Origin of the sequence: Mesorhizobium maamorense (assembly GCF_044998965.1) — a bacterium.
Taxonomy (GTDB): Bacteria; Pseudomonadota; Alphaproteobacteria; order Rhizobiales; family Rhizobiaceae; genus Mesorhizobium.
Genome location: NZ_CP173356.1, coordinates 4,134,561 through 4,153,895 on the forward strand (window position 1 = coordinate 4,134,561; position 19,335 = coordinate 4,153,895).

At 63.8% G+C, this 19,335-nt stretch carries 21 protein-coding genes; 8 read left to right on the top strand and 13 right to left on the bottom strand.

What is annotated here, in order from left to right:
• Window positions 1–6: 6 nt before the first annotated feature.
• The gene (locus ACIU1A_RS20615) at window positions 7–879 is read right to left on the bottom strand and encodes a S1C family serine protease (RefSeq protein ID WP_140555967.1); all 873 of its coding nucleotides are present in this window, start codon (window positions 877–879) and stop codon (window positions 7–9) included.
• Between the two features lie 168 nt (window positions 880–1,047).
• Between ACIU1A_RS20615 and ACIU1A_RS20620 the strand changes: the two genes are divergently transcribed.
• Entirely contained in the window at window positions 1,048–1,998 is a 951-nt protein-coding gene (locus ACIU1A_RS20620) for a S1C family serine protease (protein WP_140581996.1), read from the top strand.
• Window positions 1,999–2,008: 10 nt separating this feature from the next.
• Here the strand turns inward: ACIU1A_RS20620 and ACIU1A_RS20625 are convergent, their stop codons facing one another.
• Window positions 2,009–2,434: a VOC family protein gene (locus ACIU1A_RS20625; protein ID WP_140555970.1), complete on the bottom strand. Its 426-nt coding sequence runs from the start codon at window positions 2,432–2,434 to the stop codon at window positions 2,009–2,011.
• A 66-nt stretch (window positions 2,435–2,500) separates the two neighbouring features.
• Here ACIU1A_RS20625 and ACIU1A_RS20630 point away from each other — a divergent pair, with 66 nt between their 5' ends.
• Complete coding sequence (locus ACIU1A_RS20630) at window positions 2,501–3,094, top strand: TetR/AcrR family transcriptional regulator (RefSeq protein ID WP_140555972.1); 594 nt, start codon at window positions 2,501–2,503, stop codon at window positions 3,092–3,094.
• A 42-nt stretch (window positions 3,095–3,136) separates the two neighbouring features.
• Here the strand turns inward: ACIU1A_RS20630 and ACIU1A_RS20635 are convergent, their stop codons facing one another.
• A complete protein-coding gene (locus ACIU1A_RS20635) occupies window positions 3,137–4,090 on the bottom strand; it encodes a LysR family transcriptional regulator (RefSeq protein ID WP_140516731.1) in 954 nt (317 codons plus the stop codon).
• Between the two features lie 107 nt (window positions 4,091–4,197).
• On the opposite strand from ACIU1A_RS20635, the gene ACIU1A_RS20640 reads away from it, so the two are divergent.
• Window positions 4,198–4,833, top strand: a complete 636-nt coding sequence (locus ACIU1A_RS20640; RefSeq protein ID WP_404925151.1) for an FMN-dependent NADH-azoreductase — start codon at window positions 4,198–4,200, stop codon at window positions 4,831–4,833.
• A 55-nt stretch (window positions 4,834–4,888) separates the two neighbouring features.
• Here ACIU1A_RS20640 and ACIU1A_RS20645 read toward each other — a convergent pair whose 3' ends face one another.
• Both ACIU1A_RS20645 and ACIU1A_RS20650 read right to left on the bottom strand, forming a co-directional pair.
• Complete coding sequence (locus ACIU1A_RS20645) at window positions 4,889–5,188, bottom strand: AzlD family protein (RefSeq protein ID WP_140495903.1); 300 nt, start codon at window positions 5,186–5,188, stop codon at window positions 4,889–4,891.
• Window positions 5,185–5,922 (bottom strand): AzlC family ABC transporter permease, encoded by a 738-nt coding sequence (locus ACIU1A_RS20650; RefSeq protein WP_404925152.1) that lies wholly within the window; start codon window positions 5,920–5,922, stop codon window positions 5,185–5,187. The genes ACIU1A_RS20645 and ACIU1A_RS20650 overlap by 4 nt, the downstream gene beginning before the upstream one ends.
• A 171-nt stretch (window positions 5,923–6,093) precedes the next feature.
• Between ACIU1A_RS20650 and ACIU1A_RS20655 the strand changes: the two genes are divergently transcribed.
• Together ACIU1A_RS20655 and ACIU1A_RS20660 are read left to right on the top strand one after the other, a co-directional pair.
• Window positions 6,094–6,552: an Lrp/AsnC family transcriptional regulator gene (locus ACIU1A_RS20655; protein WP_140524836.1), complete on the top strand. Its 459-nt coding sequence runs from the start codon at window positions 6,094–6,096 to the stop codon at window positions 6,550–6,552.
• A gap of 146 nt (window positions 6,553–6,698) precedes the next feature.
• Window positions 6,699–7,901, top strand: a complete 1,203-nt coding sequence (locus ACIU1A_RS20660) for an MFS transporter (protein WP_404925153.1) — start codon at window positions 6,699–6,701, stop codon at window positions 7,899–7,901.
• 79 nt (window positions 7,902–7,980) lie between these two features.
• On the opposite strand, the gene ACIU1A_RS20665 is transcribed toward ACIU1A_RS20660, so the two are convergent.
• The 8 genes from ACIU1A_RS20665 to ACIU1A_RS20700 form a co-directional block, all read right to left on the bottom strand.
• Window positions 7,981–8,274: an HlyU family transcriptional regulator gene (locus tag ACIU1A_RS20665; protein ID WP_140495907.1), complete on the bottom strand. Its 294-nt coding sequence runs from the start codon at window positions 8,272–8,274 to the stop codon at window positions 7,981–7,983.
• Window positions 8,275–8,387: 113 nt separating this feature from the next.
• Window positions 8,388–9,062 carry a PadR family transcriptional regulator gene (locus tag ACIU1A_RS20670; RefSeq protein ID WP_140555979.1) on the bottom strand — a complete coding sequence of 225 codons (675 nt, stop codon included), beginning with the start codon at window positions 9,060–9,062 and terminating at the stop codon, window positions 8,388–8,390.
• A 168-nt stretch (window positions 9,063–9,230) separates the two neighbouring features.
• The gene (locus ACIU1A_RS20675; protein ID WP_404927977.1) at window positions 9,231–9,599 is read right to left on the bottom strand and encodes a thiol-disulfide oxidoreductase DCC family protein; all 369 of its coding nucleotides are present in this window, start codon (window positions 9,597–9,599) and stop codon (window positions 9,231–9,233) included.
• Between the two features lie 20 nt (window positions 9,600–9,619).
• Window positions 9,620–9,889, bottom strand: coding sequence for a DUF333 domain-containing protein (locus ACIU1A_RS20680; protein WP_140495909.1), 270 nt, complete (start codon window positions 9,887–9,889; stop codon window positions 9,620–9,622).
• A gap of 106 nt (window positions 9,890–9,995) precedes the next feature.
• Window positions 9,996–10,289 (bottom strand): GYD domain-containing protein, encoded by a 294-nt coding sequence (locus ACIU1A_RS20685; RefSeq protein WP_140495910.1) that lies wholly within the window; start codon window positions 10,287–10,289, stop codon window positions 9,996–9,998.
• Window positions 10,290–10,498: 209 nt separating this feature from the next.
• Window positions 10,499–12,523 (bottom strand): RNA polymerase sigma factor RpoD, encoded by a 2,025-nt coding sequence (rpoD, locus tag ACIU1A_RS20690; protein ID WP_140495911.1) that lies wholly within the window; start codon window positions 12,521–12,523, stop codon window positions 10,499–10,501.
• A gap of 521 nt (window positions 12,524–13,044) precedes the next feature.
• Window positions 13,045–14,979 carry a DNA primase gene (gene dnaG / locus ACIU1A_RS20695; RefSeq protein ID WP_404925154.1) on the bottom strand — a complete coding sequence of 645 codons (1,935 nt, stop codon included), beginning with the start codon at window positions 14,977–14,979 and terminating at the stop codon, window positions 13,045–13,047.
• Between the two features lie 140 nt (window positions 14,980–15,119).
• Entirely contained in the window at window positions 15,120–15,515 is a 396-nt protein-coding gene (locus ACIU1A_RS20700) for an RcnB family protein (RefSeq protein WP_404925155.1), read from the bottom strand.
• Between the two features lie 390 nt (window positions 15,516–15,905).
• Here ACIU1A_RS20700 and ACIU1A_RS20705 point away from each other — a divergent pair, with 390 nt between their 5' ends.
• The 3 genes from ACIU1A_RS20705 (at window position 15,906) to ACIU1A_RS20715 (ending at window position 19,302) form a co-directional block, all read left to right on the top strand.
• Window positions 15,906–17,567 (top strand): Na/Pi cotransporter family protein, encoded by a 1,662-nt coding sequence (locus tag ACIU1A_RS20705; protein WP_404925156.1) that lies wholly within the window; start codon window positions 15,906–15,908, stop codon window positions 17,565–17,567.
• A 218-nt stretch (window positions 17,568–17,785) separates the two neighbouring features.
• Window positions 17,786–17,995, top strand: coding sequence for a DUF2061 domain-containing protein (locus ACIU1A_RS20710; RefSeq protein ID WP_140495915.1), 210 nt, complete (start codon window positions 17,786–17,788; stop codon window positions 17,993–17,995).
• Window positions 17,996–18,117: 122 nt separating this feature from the next.
• Window positions 18,118–19,302 (top strand): MFS transporter, encoded by a 1,185-nt coding sequence (locus tag ACIU1A_RS20715; protein WP_140555985.1) that lies wholly within the window; start codon window positions 18,118–18,120, stop codon window positions 19,300–19,302.
• Window positions 19,303–19,335 lie beyond the last annotated feature (33 nt).

Below are 19,335 nucleotides of genomic sequence, written 5' to 3' on the forward strand. Positions count from 1 at the left end.
ATCCTCTCAGTTGAGCGGCTTTTCGCCGATCGTCAGCGCCACGTCTCGCTGTTCTCCGCCGCGCACGACACCGAGCGTAACCGAAGCTCCGGCGCTGTCGGGCCCGAGCCTGCGGATCAGCTCGCGCGGGCCGCTCACCGCCTCGCCGTTCCAGGCGACGATGATGTCGCCGAGGGAAAGGCCGGCGGCCTTGGCCGGACCGTTGTCATCAAGGCTCATGACGATGGCGCCGCGGGCCTCGCCGTCGCGGATCGGATGCAAGCCGGCGCCGAGATAGCCGCGGGCGACATGGCCTTTCTCTCGCAGCGTCGCGACCGCCCGCTCGATCGTCTCGTAAGGCATGACCAGCGCGCGGCCGCGCGGCCCGAACAACAGCATGCCGATCAGCGCGCCCTTGGCATCGAGCACCGGGCCGCCCTCGAAACGGCCGCCGGCGCCCACCGCCAGGTTGATGCGCCGGTCGATGGTGCCGCCGCGCATTGAGCGCCAGGCCGGGCCGACTTCGCCGACCGAGCCCGAAACTGCCAACGCCGAACCCCGGCTGTTGCCGATGGCGACGGCAATGTTGCCGGGCCGCACCGCATCCGCCCTGGCCAACGGCTCGGCATTGGTAGCACCGGCCGGCTTGAGCAGGGCGACGCCGGTCGAGGGATCGCGGCCGACAAGATCGGCCTTCACCGTCTCGCCCGAAGCCAGCGTCAGTTCGATCTCCTCGCCGGCCTCGACGGCTTCCTCGGCGGCAACGAAGTAGCCGTCGCGCCAATGGAAAGCGCTCGCTGTGCGATGATTGTGGGTGGTGAAGCTCGCGGTCGCCGGTGCCGCCTTGGCTGCCAGATCGGCAATGGCTTCCGAAAAGGCACTTAGATTGAATTCGCTCATAACAGTCTCCTGGGTTCATCGATGCCCCAGATATCGCGCGGCAGCGCGCTTGGAGATACTCGCCTGACGGCTAGTCGGCCGGGCGACTGGCCATCTGGTCAGGTCGCGGCGGATGAAGCCGCTCCGCACATATAGTCATCGTTGCGCCTGAAAACATGGAGCCTGACAATGGCCGTTGCTGCCGCCAAATTCCAATCCGACGACGCGCTGCTCGACGCCTACTCGACGACGGTGGCCGATGCTGTCGACCGCATCGGCCCGGCTGTCTGCCGCATCGAGCGCATCGGTGGCCAGGGCGGGCATGGGTCGGGCTTCGTCATTGCGCATGATGGGCTCGTCGTCACCAACTTCCACGTCGTCGGCGATGCCAGAACGGTGCGCGTATCGATGCCCGACGGCGCCTCCAGCGAAGGCCGCGTGCTCGGCCGCGACGCCGACACCGACATCGCGCTGGTGCGCGCCGACGGCAGCTTTGCCGATGTCGCGCCGCTGGGCGATTCCAAGCGCCTGCGGCGCGGCCAGATCGCCATAGCCATCGGCAACCCGCTCGGCTTCGAATGGACCGTCACCTCGGGCGTCGTCTCGGCGCTCGGCCGCTCGATGCGCGCTTCCACCGGGCGGCTGATCGACGACGTCATCCAGACCGACGCCGCGCTCAACCCCGGCAATTCCGGCGGACCGTTGGTATCCTCGGCGGGCGAGGTGATCGGCGTCAACACCGCCATGATCCATGGTGCGCAAGGCATTGCCTTTGCCGTCGCCTCCAACACCGCCAATTTCGTCATTTCGGAGATCATCCGTTTCGGCCGCGTCCGTCGCGCCTTCATCGGGGTGTCGGCCGACACCGTCAACCTGCCCCGTCGCGCAGCCCTTCTGTCACAAGTATCGAGCAAGACCGCGGTTCGGCTGCGCGGCGTCGAGAAGGAGGGCCCTGCGGCCAAGGCCGGCCTCAGGGAAGGCGATATCGTCGCCGCGATAGACGGCCGACCGGTCACCGGCGTCGACGACCTGGTGCGTTTGCTCGACGCCGAGCGGATCGGCCGCGAGACGCGGTGCACGGTGGTGCGCCGCACCGGTGTCAGCCAGGTGACAGTGACGCCAGTGGCAAGGGCTGGTTGAGGGTTTCCACTCAGGCGCTCACTGCACCCTGCGCATACTGTGCCAGGAATTCCTCGCTTGGCGGGATCGGCTTGATGACATCGATCAGGACGCCGTTGGGATCCCTGGTGATGAAATGGCGCTGGCCAAAAGGCTCGTCGCGCAGGGACCGAAGGATGGACAGGCCGGCGGCTGTGATCCGCTCATAGACCGCATCGGGATCACGGACTTCGAAGTTGATCAGCAGGCCCGAGCTCCGACCCCGTCCCTCTTCCGGGATCGTCTCATGGTCGCCTTGCACGATACCGAGATTGACGCGCTTGCTCTCCACCGATTGCAGATGCACGTACCAGTCGCTCGTAAACAGCGGCCGGAAGGCGAAATGTTCGACATAGAACGCCGCTGTGCCGGCAACGTCCCCGGTCATCAGCACCGGATAATAGCTGGTCGTCTTCAACTTTCCTTCTCCCGTCAAGCAACATACAGTCTGCATGTAAATTGAATTAACATACAGGCTGCATGTATGCAACAGAGATCAGCGCGCCGTTCCAACCGTGACCGCACCGAGGCGACACGCGCCGATCTGATCGCCGCGGCGCGAAAACTGTTCATCGAAAAATCCTACGCCGAGACCGGCACACCAGAGATCGTCGCCGCGGCCGGCGTCACGCGCGGCGCGCTCTACCACCACTTCTCCGACAAGCAGGCGCTGTTCGGCGCCGTCGTCGAGCAGGAGGCAGAGGCCGTGGCGCGGGAGATCGAGGGCGCAGCGCCGCCTTCGCTCAATGCCCGCGACGCGCTCATTGCCGGCTCCGACGCCTATCTTGCCGCCATGCGCGCGCCCGGCCGCACGCGGCTCCTGCTGCTCGACGGCCCGGCCGTGCTCGGCCGCGCCGAAATGGACGCCATCGACAACCGCCATGGCAATCGCTCGCTGCGCGAAGGGCTGGTCGCGGCGATGCGGGCGCGGACCATAAAGAAGCTTCCGGCCGAAGCGACGACCGCCCTGCTCGCCGCCGCCTTCGACCGCGCGGCACTTGCCATTGAGGCGGGCGGTTCGGCCGAAGACTACCGCACCGTTCTCACGGCACTGATCGATGGGTTGTCCCGCGCGTGATCCGAGGCTTCCCGCCGATGAGATCCAGGGCAAAGGTTGGAATCAAATCTGTGCGCTGGAAATTTCCGGCTCTTCGTCGGGCACCTCGCCCGGCTCGAACTCGTTGAAGCAGCCAAGTTGGCGCTTGAACTGGTCGATCAGCCAGGCCGCCGCCGGCTTCGGGCTGCGGTCGGCGCGGTGCATGGCATAGAGCGGCGAACGCACCTCCCTGAAAGGCTCGAGGTCGAGTTCCACGAGACGGCCGGTAGCCAGATCGTCAGCGATCAGCCAACGCGGCAGCCCGCCCCAGCCCAGCCCCTCACGCATCAACATATGTTTGGTGCGCAGGTCCGTCAGTCGCCAGGTTCGGTAGGCGAAGACGCCAAAATCGCGCCCCTTGGTACGCTCGGACTGGTCGGTGACGACGAGTTGTGTGTGTTCGCGCGCGTCCTCGATCGCTACCGGTTTGGGCAGCAGCGCCAGCGGGTGGCTGGGCGCGGCCGCCAGCACTATCGACATGAAGCCTATGCCCACCAAGTGGACGTCGACATCGCCCAGCAGGCCGCCAATGCCGAGATCGGCCTGGCCACCGACAACATGGTCGGGGATCAGGCCGAGTGTGCCGATGTGCAGGCGCAGCATCACGGTCGGAAATTGCGCCTCGAACGCCTTGAGCACCCGCACCAGCACTGGCGAAGGCAGCGCCGCATCCACCGACAGCGCGACTTCCGCCTCCAGCCCCCGATGGTGACCATCGACGCGCGAGCGTATGCGGTGCAGCACGCTGATCATCCGCCGCGCGTCTTCCAGCATCGCCCGACCGATCTCGGTCAGCTGCGGCTCTCGCGTGCCCTCGCGCTCGAACAGCTTCAGCCCGAGTTGCGCCTCGAGATTGGCGATGCCGTAGCTGATGACGGATTGCGCCCGGTTGAGCTTGCGGCCGGCGGCGGAAAAACTGCCGGTGTCGGCAACGGCCACGAGGATCTGAAGCTGGTCGAGTGTCGGATTAGGCTGCATCATCATATCTAATTAATGGATGGATCATATAGAAAATATACCAGTTTATCTGATGGGTGATAGCCCATATGTAGCGGGACAATCCAATTCCACTGGAGAGACCCAACATGTCCATTCTTCTCGTCACGTCGAGCCCGCGCGGCGCTGCCTCGCACTCGACCCGTATCGCCACCGAATTCGCTCAGAAGCTGCTCGCAGCCGACCCGTCGAACACGCTTGTCGTGCGCGACCTTGTCGCCAATCCGCTGCCGCATATCGATACCGACTATGCGACCGGCATATATACGCCTGCCGAAGCCCGCACGCCGCGTCAGGCCGAAGTGGTCGGAGTCTCGGATGCCGTGCTCGACGAACTGTTTGCCGCCGACACGGTGATCCTGGCGACAGGCTTCATCAACTTCAACATTTCCTCGACGCTGAAGTCCTGGGTCGACCATGTCGCCCGTTCCGGCAAAACCTTTGCTTACGGCGAAAATGGACCCAAAGGCCTCGTCACCGGCAAGAAGGTCTATATCGTGCTGGCATCCGGCGGCATCTACTCGGAAGGCGCGGCCGTGCAGTTCGATCACGCCGTTCCCTATCTGCGCTCGGTGCTCGACTTCATCGGCATGACCGACGTCGACGTCATCCGCATCGAAGGCGTCGCCAAGGGTCCTGACGCAGTAAGCGAAGCGCTCGCCAAGGCAACCGCCAAGGTCGACGCCGTGGTGGCTGCCAGCCGGGATGTCGCGGCAGCCGCGTAAAAGCTCTGATTGCCAACCAGATCGAAGGCAGGCGCCCGCGCCTGCCTTTTTTGGCCTATCCAATGATGTGCCGCAGCAGTCCCGCCGAAGCGACCCCGATCAGCACGGTCGGCAGCATCGAAAATCGCGTGGCGGCAATCAGCGTGACGGCCAGAGCCAGAAGATCGGCCGGGTTTTTCGAGACGAAGGCAGGCGCGATCACCGAGATCAGCACGCAGCCGGGCGCCGCCTCCATCACGGCCGTTGCCCGCGCGCTGAGCACCCGATTGCGCAGCACGACATAGCCGCCGACGCGGCTGAGGTACGTGACACCGGCCATCAGCACGATGGTGAGAAGCGTCTGCGCGTCGATCATGCCTCATCCCTCCACAACAGCCAGGCCGAGACCAGCCCCGCCAGCGCGCCCGCCGCTACATACCAGGCGCCGGGAACGAAAAGGTAGGTCAGCGCCGCGATGATCAGACTGACCAGCCACGGCCGCGCAGCGGCAACATCCTTCCACATGCCGCGCAGCAGTACCAGGAAGACGGCCGCGAACGCCATGTCGAAGCCGTAGGTCTCGGCTTCGCCCAGCACCGGCCCGAGCAAGGCGCCAATTGTGGTGAAGGCCACCCAGGTCAGGTACATCGCCAGTGCCGCGCCCATATAGTAGCGCGGGCTGAAGGCTGGCGCGACGCCGTCGGCGGCGCGCCGTTTGGCGTCGGCCAGGCCGAGCGCCCAGCTTTCGTCGCACATGAAGAACAGCGCGGAAAACGCCTTGCGCCGCGGCAGGTCGCGCAGGAACGGCGCCAGTGCCGCCCCCATCAGGAGATGGCGGCTGTTGACCAGGAAGGTAATGGCGACGATGAGCAGGACATGCGGCGGCGACATCCACAGCTGGATCGCCGCGAATTCCGAGCCGCCGGCGAAGTTCAGTCCCGTCAGCAGCGACAGTTCTGCGGTGCTGAGCCCCCTTTGTGTGGCCTGTGCACCAAGCACCAGCGCATAAGGGATGGTGCCGAACAGCACGGGCGCGCAGGAGGCCACGCCGCGCCGGAACTCGGAGTTCAGTCCGCCGCCCGCCGCCGATCTGGTCTCTGCAATGCTCATGATCTTCCTCCGGCCGCGCCGCGCGGCCGCCTCTGCCGGTTCCGTTGGATGCCGCTGATGTCAGGGCAACCATAGCCGCCAGGCCTCGCAATTTGGTTGCGAAGATTGTTGTCTTTTACCAGATTTTGGCATCTTATGCCATGAATCAACAGATAAACGGAATTTAGAGCCATGAAACTTGACGAGATCGACAGGCGCATCCTGCGGGCGCTGCAGCGCGATGGGCGCATGGCCAACAATGAGCTGGCCGCTGAAGTCGGCCTGTCGCCGTCGCCGTGCCTGCGCCGCGTCAAGCTCCTGGAGGAGGCCGGCGTCATCGACCGCTACGTCGCAGTGCTCAATCCGGCCCGCATCGGCAAGGGCCTGACCTTCTTCACCCGCATCTGGCTGAAAGCGCAGGACGAAGACACGATCGAGCATTTCGCCACCGAAGTGGCCAAGCTGCCGCAGGTGATGGAATGTTATCTGATGCTCGGCGACTGCGACGCCATGGTGCGCGTGGTGGCGGCCGGCATCGACGACTACCGCCGCTTCCAGTCGGAACATCTCAGCCGCATCAGGGGCGTGCAGAACGTCAAGACCGACGTTCCCAGCCAGACAATCAAATACACATCGGAACTGCCGATCTAGGCGCCGGGAAATGGCCCATCCCGGACTGGATAAAAAATGCAACCGGATTGTAGGATTGGTGCCGGCGCCGGCGTCCTTCGGACGCAAGCGGCAGGCCAGGTCAGGCCGTGCCGCACAACGAATGCCTTACGGCATGGGAGAAAACCATGAACCTTTCCTATCGTTGGGTCATAGTCGCGGCCGGCGCGCTGATGTCCTGTGTCGCCATCGGCACGATGTTTTCGCTGGCGATCTTCCTTGAGCCGATGGCGCTCGATACCGGTTGGTCACGCGCCGGCATATCGAGCGCGATGACGCTCAATTTCCTGGTCATGGGGTTTGGCGGCTTCGCCTGGGGCGCGCTGTCGGACCGCTTCGGCGCCCGCATCGTCGTCACGATCGGCGCGTTGCTTCTCGGCCTGGCCTTGGTGCTGGCCAGCCGCGCGGGCTCGCTTGTCACCTTCCAGATCACCTTTGGCGTGCTCGTCGGGCTCGCGGCCAGCGCCTTCTTCGCACCGATGATCGCGCTTACAACAGGCTGGTTCGACACCAATCGCGGCCTTGCCGTGTCGCTGGTCTCGGCCGGCATGGGCGTCGCGCCGATGACGATCTCGCCCTTCGCCCGCTGGCTGATCTCGGCCTATGAATGGCGCACCGCCATGTTCGACATCGGCATCATGGCTTGGGTGCTGCTCCTGCCGGCGGTGCTTCTGGTGCGCCAGCCACCGAAGCCTGTCGTGACCGACACCGGCTCCTCGCCGGTTGCCGAGGGCGCCGGCCTGAGCGTCGGCCAAGCGCTGCGCTCGCCGCAATTCATCGTGCTGGGGCTGACCTTCTTCGCCTGCTGCGCGGCGCATTCGGGGCCGATTTTCCACATGGTCAGCTATGCCATGCTATGCGGCGTGGCGCCCATGGCCGCCGTCTCGATCTACAGCGTCGAGGGCCTTGCCGGGCTTGGCGGGCGTCTGCTCTACGGCGTGCTCGCCGACAGGCTTGGCGTCAAGCCGGTGCTGATCGCCGGCTTGTTGATCCAGGCCGTGGTGATCGCCGCCTATCTCTCGGTCAGCCAGCTCGACCAGTTCTATATGCTGGCCGTCATCTTCGGCGCCACCTATGGCGGCGTCATGCCCCTCTACGCAGTGCTGGCGCGCGAATATTTCGGCCAGCGCATCCTGGGCACCGTGTTCGGCGCCGCCACCATGCTGTCCAGCCTCGGCATGGCGCTCGGCCCGCTCGCCGGCGGCATGGTGTTCGACGCCTACGCCAACTACCATTGGCTGTTCATCGGTTCGGCCCTCATCGGGCTGGGTGCGGCGGGCATCGCCATCGCCTTCCCGCCACTGCCGCGCAGAGCGTTGCAGCCGGCATAGCGGGAGCAAACGAAGGGGCCGGCCCATATCTGGACCGGCCCCTCGGATCTCAGGAGTTCTTGAGCCGTTCGTCGGCGGCCTACCCGAACATCCGCTCGCCCTGCTCGTCGACGAGCTGGATGCCCTTCTTGATCGAGATGTCGACGGCGTCGTCCAACCCGGCGAAGCGGTCGGCGCGGATGAATCTGTGTTCCTTCAGGACGCCGTCGACGTCCTTGGAGACGACGCCGCAGGTCTGGTACTGGCCATCGGCCTTATAGGGCGTGGCGCTGATCGTGAAACCCTTGTGCTCCACCTGCTTGGCCGGTGCGGCGCTCTTTGGCTCGGCCGCTTCATCACCGCCACCGCCGAAAAGACGCTTCAGAAAAGACATCGGGCTTCCTCCAACAGCATTCATCCCGCACCACATAATGTGGCGCAGGATGAATTTCACTATCGCTCCTTGCTGGGACGGGCAAGGGCCGTGCCGGTTGGACCGAAGCCGGGTTATTTGCGCGACAGCGCTTCGAGCGCCGCGGCGGCGTCTTCGAGGATGCTCATCGCCTCGGCCTGCTTGTCCGCCGGCGCATCGACGATGTCGCTCAGCGCGGCGCGCAGCCGGTGGCGCAGCGCACGGAATTCATCGCGCTTTTCCGAACGGCCGCCTCGGCCGTCGCGCCGATCCTCACTATCGTCGTTCCAGCCGAACCAGTCGCGCGCCTTGGCCATCTTGCGGCCGAAGCGCTCGAGATGGTCTAGAACGCCGTCGATCATCTCACGGTTGTCGGCAAGATGTGCCTGCCCGGCCTCGGTGATCGAAAACACCTTCTTGTTGCCTTCGCTCGAGGACACGGCATAGCCTGCCTCTTCCAGGAAGGTCAGCGTCGGGTAGACCACGCCCGGGCTCGGGCTGTAGATGCCGCTGGTGCGCTCCTCCAAGGCCTTGATGATGTCATAGCCATGGCGTGGCGCCTCGGCCAGCAGCGACAGCGTGATCAGCTTGAGGTCGCCGTCGGCCAGCATGCGCCCGGCGCGGAACATGTCGCCCGGGCCGCCGCGTCCGCCGCCCCTGCCATGGCCGAACGGGCCAAAGCCGCCGCCCCCGCCTCTGCCGCCAAATTTGCCGGCCATGTGCATGAAGACGCGCTCGGCGCGATCGCCAAAATGATTGTGTCTGTGCATTGATTGCTCCTTGAGTTCTATCTTACGATATATCTCAACTAGGCGCACGCCAGCATGGAGTCAAGATATATCTTACGATGTATCGAGCCGGAAGCGAACAGCATCTGTCGGACGCCGACCCGTCGGTCGCGCGCGAACATGCGTTCATCATGATTGGAGTAGCCGGCGCTACCAGCGGCCGTTGCGCCGGTTCCAGGCATAGAGCAGGTCGGCGAAGCGGTCGTAGCCGAAGCGAGCGAGCGGTAGCGTAAGGGCGTTGCCGAGCAGCTTTGCCAGCCAGCCCTCGCCCGGCGTCAGCGCCCACACGGCGATGGCGACATCGGCGCCGACCAGCAGCCTGCCCTGAGCATCGGTCGCGTGCAGCCGGCGGCGGATGTCTTCCAGCGAAGCGCCAAATCCGGCCAAGGCTTCCGGTTCATGATTGATGTCGCAAAATTCGATCCGCCCGGCCTTGATCGCCTCGATCAGCCGCCGCTTCTGCCTGGCAATTCCGGCATCACAGACCGGGCAGCGCGTGTTGTACCAGACGGTCAGCAAGGGCCTGGTTCTGCTGTCGATCACTTCAGGCCCATCACCGTCTTCGGCCCGACGCATTTGTTGTCGCGAAACAGCTCCCACTCTTCGCACAGCCGCCGATTGGGCAAGCGGCAAAATCCATATTCATTGCCAGCCTTGTCCTTCTTGATCACCAGGCGCCCGCCGATCTCTCCGCAATGGACCGATGCGGGATTGGACATGCCGACCGGTTTTTGCGGGGCAGTGTGGGCATCGATCGGCATCGACGACCACGCGGCAAGGCTGATAGCCAATATCGAAACTTTCTTCATCGCGATCTCCGCTGGCTGCACTCTATCACGATGGAGCGCACCGTCTTGCCGCAAGGCGCCGTCGAGCCGGCACCTGCTCATCGGCTCCGGAACGTCCCGATTTGCATCATCCAAGCGACGAGATGATCTCGCGGTAAGCAAGCTCCGGGAAAGCCTTCAGGGTCCGTGACTTGACGTTGCCGCCCGCGGCCAGCATCAGCGCGAAACGCGCCAGCACCGCATCGTCGGGCGCTTCGACCACCGCCACCATGTCGAATTCGCCCATGGTCAGGTAGAACGACTTGAACGATCCCCCCATCTCGCCCAACTGCGTCTTGGCGGCATCGAGGCGCTTGGGGGATTCGCGCACGTTCTTCGCGCCCTGCTCGGTCCAGTTCATCAGCATGATGTAAGTCGTCATGGCACGCCTCCTCCGGGGCCACGGAGCACGGTACTCAGGCCATGGAGATGTCGACACGGCCTTGACCGGGGCGGGCTTCCCGGGTTGTCGCCCAGAAAAATGCATCCGACACCAAATTATCCTCCCTAGGGGCGCGTGCCGCAATGGCGAGCGCCAAAGAAAAAGGGCGCCACGATGGGCGCCCTTGATCTCTTCGCAATCGGTAGGCCTCAGCTATCCAGGAAGCTTCTGAGCTTGCGCGAGCGGCTCGGGTGCTTGAGCTTGCGCAATGCCTTGGCTTCGATCTGGCGGATACGCTCGCGGGTGACCGAGAACTGCTGGCCGACTTCCTCGAGCGTATGGTCGGTGTTCATGCCGATGCCGAAGCGCATGCGCAGCACACGCTCCTCGCGCGGCGTCAGCGAGGCGAGCACGCGCGTGGTGGTCTCGCGCAGATTGGCCTGGATCGCCGCGTCGATCGGCAGGATCGCCATCTTGTCCTCGATGAAGTCGCCCAGATGCGAATCCTCCTCGTCGCCGACCGGCGTTTCGAGCGAGATCGGCTCCTTGGCGATCTTCAGCACCTTGCGCACTTTTTCGAGCGGCATTGCGAGCTTCTCGGCCAGTTCCTCCGGCGTCGGCTCGCGGCCGATCTCGTGCAGCATCTGGCGCGAGGTGCGCACGATCTTGTTGATCGTCTCGATCATGTGCACCGGAATGCGGATGGTGCGCGCCTGGTCGGCGATCGAACGCGTGATCGCCTGCCTGATCCACCATGTCGCGTAGGTCGAGAACTTGTAGCCGCGGCGATACTCGAATTTGTCGACGGCCTTCATAAGGCCGATATTGCCTTCCTGGATCAGGTCAAGGAACTGCAGGCCGCGATTGGTGTATTTCTTGGCGATGGAGATTACGAGGCGCAGATTGGCCTCGACCATTTCCTTCTTGGCGATAGCCGCTTCGCGCTCGCCCTTCTGCACCTGGTTGACGATCTTGCGGAATTCCAGGATCGAGATGGCCGTTTCCGTGGCCAGATTCTGGATCTCGGCGCGCAGGTCCCTGATCGCGTCCTTCTCGTTCTTGGTGAACTCCTTCCAGCCGCGCGAGGTCAGATTGGCGATCGAGCGCGTCCAGTTCGGGTCGAGCTCGGAGCCCTGATATTCCTTCAGGAACTCCTCGCGGCGCACGCCATAGCTTTCGGCGAGACGCAATAGCTTGCCCTCGTTCTGCACCAGGCGCTTGTTGATGTCGTAAAGCTGCTCGACCAGCGCCTCGATACGCGCCGTGTTGAGCGACAGCGACTTCACCGCCTTGATGAGCTGGTCCTTCAGCTCCTTCAAGCGGCGGTCCTGGCTGGGCGACAGCGTGCCGGCCGCGGCCAGCCGGTTCTCGACCTGCTGATCCTGCAGCTTGCGCAGCTTCTTGTAGGTGTCGGCGATGACGTCGAGCGTTTCCATGACCTGCGGGCGCAGCTCGGCTTCCATTGCCGCCAGCGACAGGCTGGCCTCGTCCTCGTCCTCCTCGTCGTCATCCCCGATGCCGCGCGTGTCAGCGCCGACATTGGTGATGTCGTCTTCATCGTCGCGTCCGCGGCGCGGCTTTTCCTCGACCTTAGGCGCTTCCTCGACGCGCTCCACCACCGGCGCCTGCTTGGCCTCGGGGCCGGCATAGGTGGCTTCGAGGTCGATGATCTCGCGCAGCAGGATCTTGGATTCGTTGAGCTCGTCGCGCCAGATGATGATGGCCTGGAAGGTCAGCGGGCTTTCGCACAGGCCCGCGATCATCGTCTCGCGGCCGGCCTCGATGCGCTTGGCGATGGCGATTTCGCCCTCGCGCGACAACAACTCGACCGAACCCATTTCGCGCAGGTACATGCGGACCGGATCGTCGGTGCGGTCGGTCGGCTCTTTCTTCGTGGTTGTGGCGGCGACGGCGGTGCCGGTCTGCTCGGCCAGCTCGTTGGCGTCTTCCTCGGCATCCGCCGCGGTGTCGCCGGCCTCGGCCTCTTCGCCCTGCTCGTCGTCCTCGACGACGTTGATACCCATGTCGGACAGCATCGCCATCGTGTCCTCGATCTGCTCGGAGGTCACTTCCTCGGAGGGCAGCACCGAATTCAGCTCGTCCATGGTGACATAGCCGCGCTTCTTGGCGGCCTTGATCATCTTCTTGACAGCATCATCGGAAAGGTCGAGCAGAGGGCCATCGGTGGCGCCTTCGCGTTCGGTCTCGACCTCTTCCTTTTCCTTTGTCGCCATAGTCTTTATCTTCTCCTAGCGGCCCGACATCGAGGCCGCGCAAGCTGTCGGACCGGTCAAATCGGCTGGGCTCGCTTTTGCAACGCGCTTCACCGGGCCAATAACTGCATCATCTCTTTGTTGGTGCCCTGTCGTCGCCCAAAACCGGTTTCCATTTTTGGGCGACATGCATTAAGTCCAGATTAACCCTGATATCTGTGGCAGGCTGGCTGCCTGTCCAGTGACCAAGACCTCACATCGCTGCTTTTCCCGTCGACGCGGGTGCGGGTTAACGTTTCGAATCGTCCTGATTCCGCCATTCTGCCGGAAGGTCAAGCGCCTCTCGCATGATTCGCATGAAAAAAGCGAATCAATTACCCGACTTAGCGCGGTCCGGCTCTAGAAGATCCATGACAACGCCGTCATTCCTGCACTTGCTGGCATGAGCCCGTCCCAACCCTCGGGCCGAAATGAGCTCCGCCTTTCTTCTGCTGGAGTATGATCGTTCCCGAAAACCGGGTCCCGCTTTTCGGATCCATGCTTCAGGCCCGACCAGCCCTGCCCGACGAAACACCGAAACCTTCGATCAGCGCTTCCGTCGCTTGTACATCCCGAAATTGCGCTTGAATTTCGATCAGATGGCGGAAATTCTCGTCCGAAGGATCCGCATCCATCGCCGCTTCCGCCTGTTTCAGCTCCTTATGTAAGGTGCGCGCGCTACGCTGCAAGTGCAGCGCCTGGTTCAGAGCGTCGCGGGCGTCCTCGAGCGCTGCCGTCTCCAGCGCCGGCCACTGCCGCGCCCGCCTGATCAGGCCGACGGCACGCTCCCAGATCTCGGCGCAGCCGGCGCGCTCGATCGTCGCCACCACGGCCTGGCGGTCATTGGCCATGTCATGCGCCATCGCGTCGAGGATGGCGCCGTGCAGCCGCCTCAGCTCGGAGTTGGCGAGATCAAGGAACTCGACATGGGCGAAATTCTCGTCGATCAGCGCCGGGTGGTTGACCAGTGCCACGATAATCGTCGCTTCGCGCACCGACATTCCTTCGTTGCCGCGCTTGACCAGTGCCGACTGGCCGAGGCTTTCCGTGATGGCGATGCGACCACCGCCGGCTTTAGCGAATTGTCCGCCGGGAGCCGGCGCCTTGCCCTGCCCCGGTTTCCAGTCCGGACGACCTTGCCGCGTTGCGCGCTGAGAACCGAAGAAGCTCAGCACGCGCTCGCGCATCTCCTGCTGGTAGTGATATCGTAGGCTTTCATCACGGATGCGGCTGGTCAGTTCGCGCAGCCGCTTCTCCAGTTCGGCCCGCCGCTCCGGCGTGTCGAAGACGCCGCCCGCCGTCTCGCGCATCCATAAAAGATCGGCAAGAGGACGCGCTTCCGCCAGCACGGCGCGGAAGGCATCCGGCCCCTCCGCCTTGACCAGGTCGTCGGGATCCTTGCCTTCCGGCAGCAGCGCGAAACGCGCCGTGCGCCCGGTTTGGACTACGGGCAGCACCATGTCGGCGGCCCGCCATGCGGCCTTCAGCCCGGCCTTGTCGCCGTCGAAGCACAGCACCGGCTCGGCGGCCATACGCCACAACAGTTCGAGCTGGTTTTCGGTAAGCGCCGTGCCGAGTGGCGCGACGACATTCTCGAAGCCGGCCTGCGCCAATGCGATGACATCCATATAGCCTTCGACGGCGATGACCGTGCCTCCCTTGGCCAGCGCTTTTCGCGCGCGGGCGAAATTGTAGAGCACGTTGCCCTTGTGGAAGAGCTCGGTATCGGGCGAGTTCATGTATTTGGCGAGCGCATCCGGCGCCAGCGCTCGCCCACCGAAAGCGATGATCTTGCCACGCGAATCCGGAATCGGGAACATGATGCGGTCGCGGAACCAGTCATAGGAGACCGGAATGTCGTCGCCATGGCGCACCAGCCCACAGGCCTCGATATCGGCCTTCGGCACGCCCTTTGCGGCCAGATGCTCCTTCAGCGCATTGCGGCTGTCGGGCGCATAGCCCAGCCGGAAAGCATGCTGCGTCGCGGGCGTCAGTCCGCGGTCGCGCAGATACGCACGGGCCTTGGCGCCTTCCGCGCCCTGTAGCCGCTCCTGGAAAAAGGCAGTCGCCATTTCCATGACGTCGGTGAGGCTGGCGCGTTCCTTCTCGCGCCGCTCCTCCTGCACGTCGCGAACCGGCATCGGCACGCCGGCCATGTCTGCGATCTTCTCGACCGCCTCGGGAAAGCTCAGTCCGTCAAGTTCGGTCAGGAACTTGAAGTGATCGCCCGAAACCGAGCAGCCGAAACAATGGTAGCGGCCCTTCTTGTCCTCGCAATGGAAGGACGGGCTCTTCTCGCCATGGAATGGGCAGCAGGCCCAATAATCGCCGCGCGACGCATTGGTCTTCTTGCGATCCCAGGCGACGCGCTGGCCGATGAGCTGCGAAATCGGCACGCGGTCGCGTATCTCGTCGAGGAAGGCGGGCGGAAAGCGCATCGGGGAACTCGTTTATCCCCCATATAATCATGCCCGCGAAATCCGGCGACCCCTAATGCTGACGATGCCCGGTTTCCACAGGGCAAAAGGAAAGGCGGCCGTTGCGGCCGCCCTTCCTCCAGTCTGGCACTATCGGGACTTTACTGCGCGGCGATGGCGCCAAAGATGATGCCGGAGAGGGCGCCGACCAGCACATAGTCGTTGCCGACGCGGATCCATTCCTGGCCACGGCCGGGACGATGCAGGCCGTAGCGACCATAATCGCGGACCGGCTGATGCTGCCGCCAGCCGGAATATTTCTGGCCATTGCGCCAGTTGTTCCGCTTCACGACGACCTTCTTTTGAATGATGCGCTTCTGGATAACGCGCTTCTGGATGACGCGCTTCCTGACATCCCGGTTGGTGGGCTTCTGCCAGTCGACATTGGTATAGTTCGACTGCGGCGCGACCGGCGCATTGAGCGCTGCGGCCTGGCCCGTCAGGGACGTGGCGGCCAGCATCGAGAAAGCAAGACCGGAAAGAACAATGCGCTTCATGAAGGAATCTCCTTGGTTGTCGATGCCGCAGAAATAGCCGTCGAAGAATGAACCGAAACTGAACATGAGCATTACAATTCCGTAATAAATTCGAAGCTTTACGCCGATTGGTTGAACGTCCTCGCAAATTCCGGGCGAAGGGCGGGCGGCAACACCGGCCGATCCGCGGCGTCAGGGCGGCGAGGCTCATGCAACCATTTCGGTATCCGTCCATTCTCCGACACGCCCCCGTCGCGCGCCGGCAGCCCTTGAATCGACAAATTTTTATTATCCGGCTAAAATATTCGAGCTATTATCGGCCAACGCCATGATCATGATTCGCACCCCTCGTCTTTCCCCTGGCCGCCGCGCTGCCCGTGTCGCCCGCTTTGTCCGTATCGGTGCGCCGCAATGAGCGGCTCCGTGGTTCTTCTGCATCTGGCCGGCGCCGTGGCGCTGATGCTGTTTGCCACGCGCATGGTGAAGACCGGCGTCGAGCGCGCCTATGGCGACGTGCTGCGCCACAAGCTGCGCGCCACCATGCGCAATCCTGTCATGGCGGTGCTGGCCGGCACCGGCCTCGCTATAGCGCTGCAGAGCTCCACCGCCGTCACGCTGCTGGTCGGCTCCTTCGCGGGCTCCGGCATCGTCTCGGGCGCGGCCGGGCAACTGGCCGTGCGCGGCGCCGAGATCGGTTCGGCTCTGGTGGTCAAGCTGCTCACCTTCGATCTCACGCTGCTGGTGCCGCTCTGCCTGATCACCGGCACGGTCATGTTCATGGCCACCGAGCGGCGCGACTGGCGCCAGACCGGTCGCATCCTGGTCGGCATCGGCCTTTTGATCCTGTCGCTGGAAATGATCGGTCAGGCATCCGAGCCGCTGCGCAACAGCCAGTTGATGCCGGTCATCATCAATTACTTCTCCGGCGATTCCATCACCGCCTATCTGCTGGCGGCGCTGATCACCTGGCTGTTCCAATCGAGCATCGCCGCGGTCCTGTTGATGGCGACGCTGGCGGGCCGCGGCCTGATCACGCCCGAACTCGGCGTCGTCCTCATCCTGGGCGTCAATCTCGGTTCGTCGATCATCGCGCCCATGCTGACCCGCTCCTCCGGCCCCGAAGTGCGCGTCGTGCCGATCGGCAACCTCTTGATGCGCGGGCTTGGCTCGCTGGTCATGCTGATCCTGGTCATGATCTTCAGGCCGCATTTCGCGTTCCTTGGCGCGACGGCAGCGGACCAGATCGTCAATGCCCACATCCTGTTCAACGTGCTGATCCTGCTCGCCGGCCTGCCGCTGGCGGGTCTCGTCTACCGCGCCTCGGAGAAGATCGTGGCGCTCGGCACCAAGGCGCCAGCCGCCACGCTCGACGTCGTCGAACTCTCGGCGCTCAACGAAAGCGCGCTCGACGTGCCGAGCCAGGCGCTGGCCAATGCCACCCGCGAGGTGGTGCGGGTCTGCGAGACGGTCGAGATCATGCTCAAGCGCATCATCGAGCTCTACGAGAGCGCCGATGCCGACAAGATCAAGGCGCTGGCCGCCCTTGACGACCGCGTCGACCGCAAGCACGCGGCGATCAAGCTCTACCTCGCCAAGGTCACCAAGAACCCGCTGACCGAGGACGAGGCGTTGCGCTGCCAGGAACTGATCGGCGCCTGCGTCAAGCTGGAGCAGGTCGGCGACATCATCGTGCGCAACATGCTGGTACATGTGAAGAAGAAGTTCGACCGTGGACTGGAATTCACCGACGAGGGTTGGAGCGAGCTGTGCGCCTTCCACGCTTCGGTGCTCGCCAATGCGCGGCTTGCCTTCAACGTGCTGGTGTCGCGCGATGCCGAGACGGCTCGCCAATTGGTGCTGGAGAAGGAACGGCTGCGCGACGCCGAAAAAGAGACCAGCACCAGCCATTTCCTGCGGCTGCGCGAAGGCACTGCCAAAAGCGTCGAGACCAGTTCGATCCATCTCGACACCATCCGCGATCTCAAACAGATCAACTCGCTGCTGGCATCGATGGCCTATCCCGTGCTGGAAGAACGCGGCCTCCTCGGTGGATCCAGGTTGAAGGCGAGCTGATCAACGACATCTCTCCCTTCTTTGAGACACCTCATCCCACCTCGCTTTGCGACGCCACCTCCCAACAAACAAGGGCAGAAGGAAGAGCGCCGCACTCTGTCGAAAAAATTGTATTGCGGCAGAATTGCATGGCGTCGGTCCTTCGGCGGCAAAATTGCCATTGCCGCGTTTCCATCGCTCGGGCTAGGCATATCAGCCAAAGCTTTCGGAGGAGATCGATGGACACCCATTCGCGCAGTTTCGCCAAGGCGCTTTCGTGGCGCGTGACCGGCACCATCGATACGATGATCATCTCGCTGGTGGTGACCGGAAGCGTCAAGCTGGCGGCCGCCATCGGCGTGACAGAAGTCTTCACCAAGTCGCTGCTCTATTATTTTCATGAGCGGGCATGGTTGAAGGTTCCTTATGGACGCAAGACCCCGTTCTGAACCCGGGGTCAAGATTTTGAACCCGGAGATCAAGAAAAGCTAAAGCGGCGACAAAGATTTCTGGATTGCCGGCAGCGCGCATCCGTGGTTTGAGGCCTGCATTCGAGGATTTAATTCCCGCCATGTCGCTTCCGCTCATCGCCCTGTTCATCGCTGCCTTCGCTTTCGGCACCACCGAATTCGTCATCGCCGGCGTGCTGCCGCAGGTGGCGCAAGGGCTTGGCGTTTCGGTTCCGACATCGGGCTATCTCGTCTCCGGCTATGCCTGCGGCATCGCCATCGGCGGTCCGCTTCTGGCACTTGCGACCAAGTCCTTGCCGCGCAAAACCTTGCTGCTCGGCCTGGCGGTCGCCTTCACCATCGGTCAGGCGGCCTGCGCGCTGGCGCCCGACTTCACCTCGATGCTGCTTCTGCGCATTGCCGTCGCAGTCGCGCATGGCGCTTATTTCGGCGTCGCCATGGTGGTTGCGGTCGGGCTGGTGCGCGGGGACCAGCGCGGCATGGCGGTGGCCGTCATCCTGTCGGGCCTCACTGTCTCCAACGTGATCGGCGTGCCAGCGGGCACTGCCATCGGCAACATCTGGGGCTGGCGCGCGACCTTCTGGGTTATGTGCGCATTGGGCGTGGCGGCCACGCTTGCCATGGCAGCCCTTTTGCCGCGCACCGCAGGCTATCAGGCCAAACCCGCCGGCCTCGCCCGCGAGGTCCGCGTGCTTGCCCGCCAGCAGGTCTGGACCTCGCTGATCCTGATGCTCATGCTGATGATCGGCCAGTTCGGCCTGTTCACCTACATCACCCCGACTTTGCTTGAGATCACCGGCCTCGACGAGAACCTGGTGCCCTGGGTGCTCTTGCTCAATGGCGTCGGCGCCACGCTTGGCGTCTTCCTCGGCGGCAGGCTAGCCGACTGGAAGCTGATGCCCTCGCTGATCACCATGCTGGCCCTGCAGGCGGTGACGCTTGCGGTGATCTATGCCGTCAGCCCCTATCCCGTGCCGATGGTCGTGGCGATCGTCATCTGGGGCGGCCTCAACTTTGCCATCGGTACGCCGATCCAGACCCGCATCCTGTCCTGGACTGCGGATGCCTCGAACCTGGCCTCCTCGCTGATCCCATCCGGCTTCAATGTCGGTATAGCGCTCGCGGCATCGCTCGGTGCCGCCATGCTCAATGGCGGCTACGGTTATCGCAGCCTGCCGCTGCTTGGCGCTGTGGCGATGCTGGTCGCAGTCGCGGTGGCGCTCGCCTCGCACATCTGGGAGTGGCGCAGCAACGCCACGCCACCGCTGACGGCAGCGGCTGAGTAGATTATCCGCGTCAGGACATCCACCACCGATAAT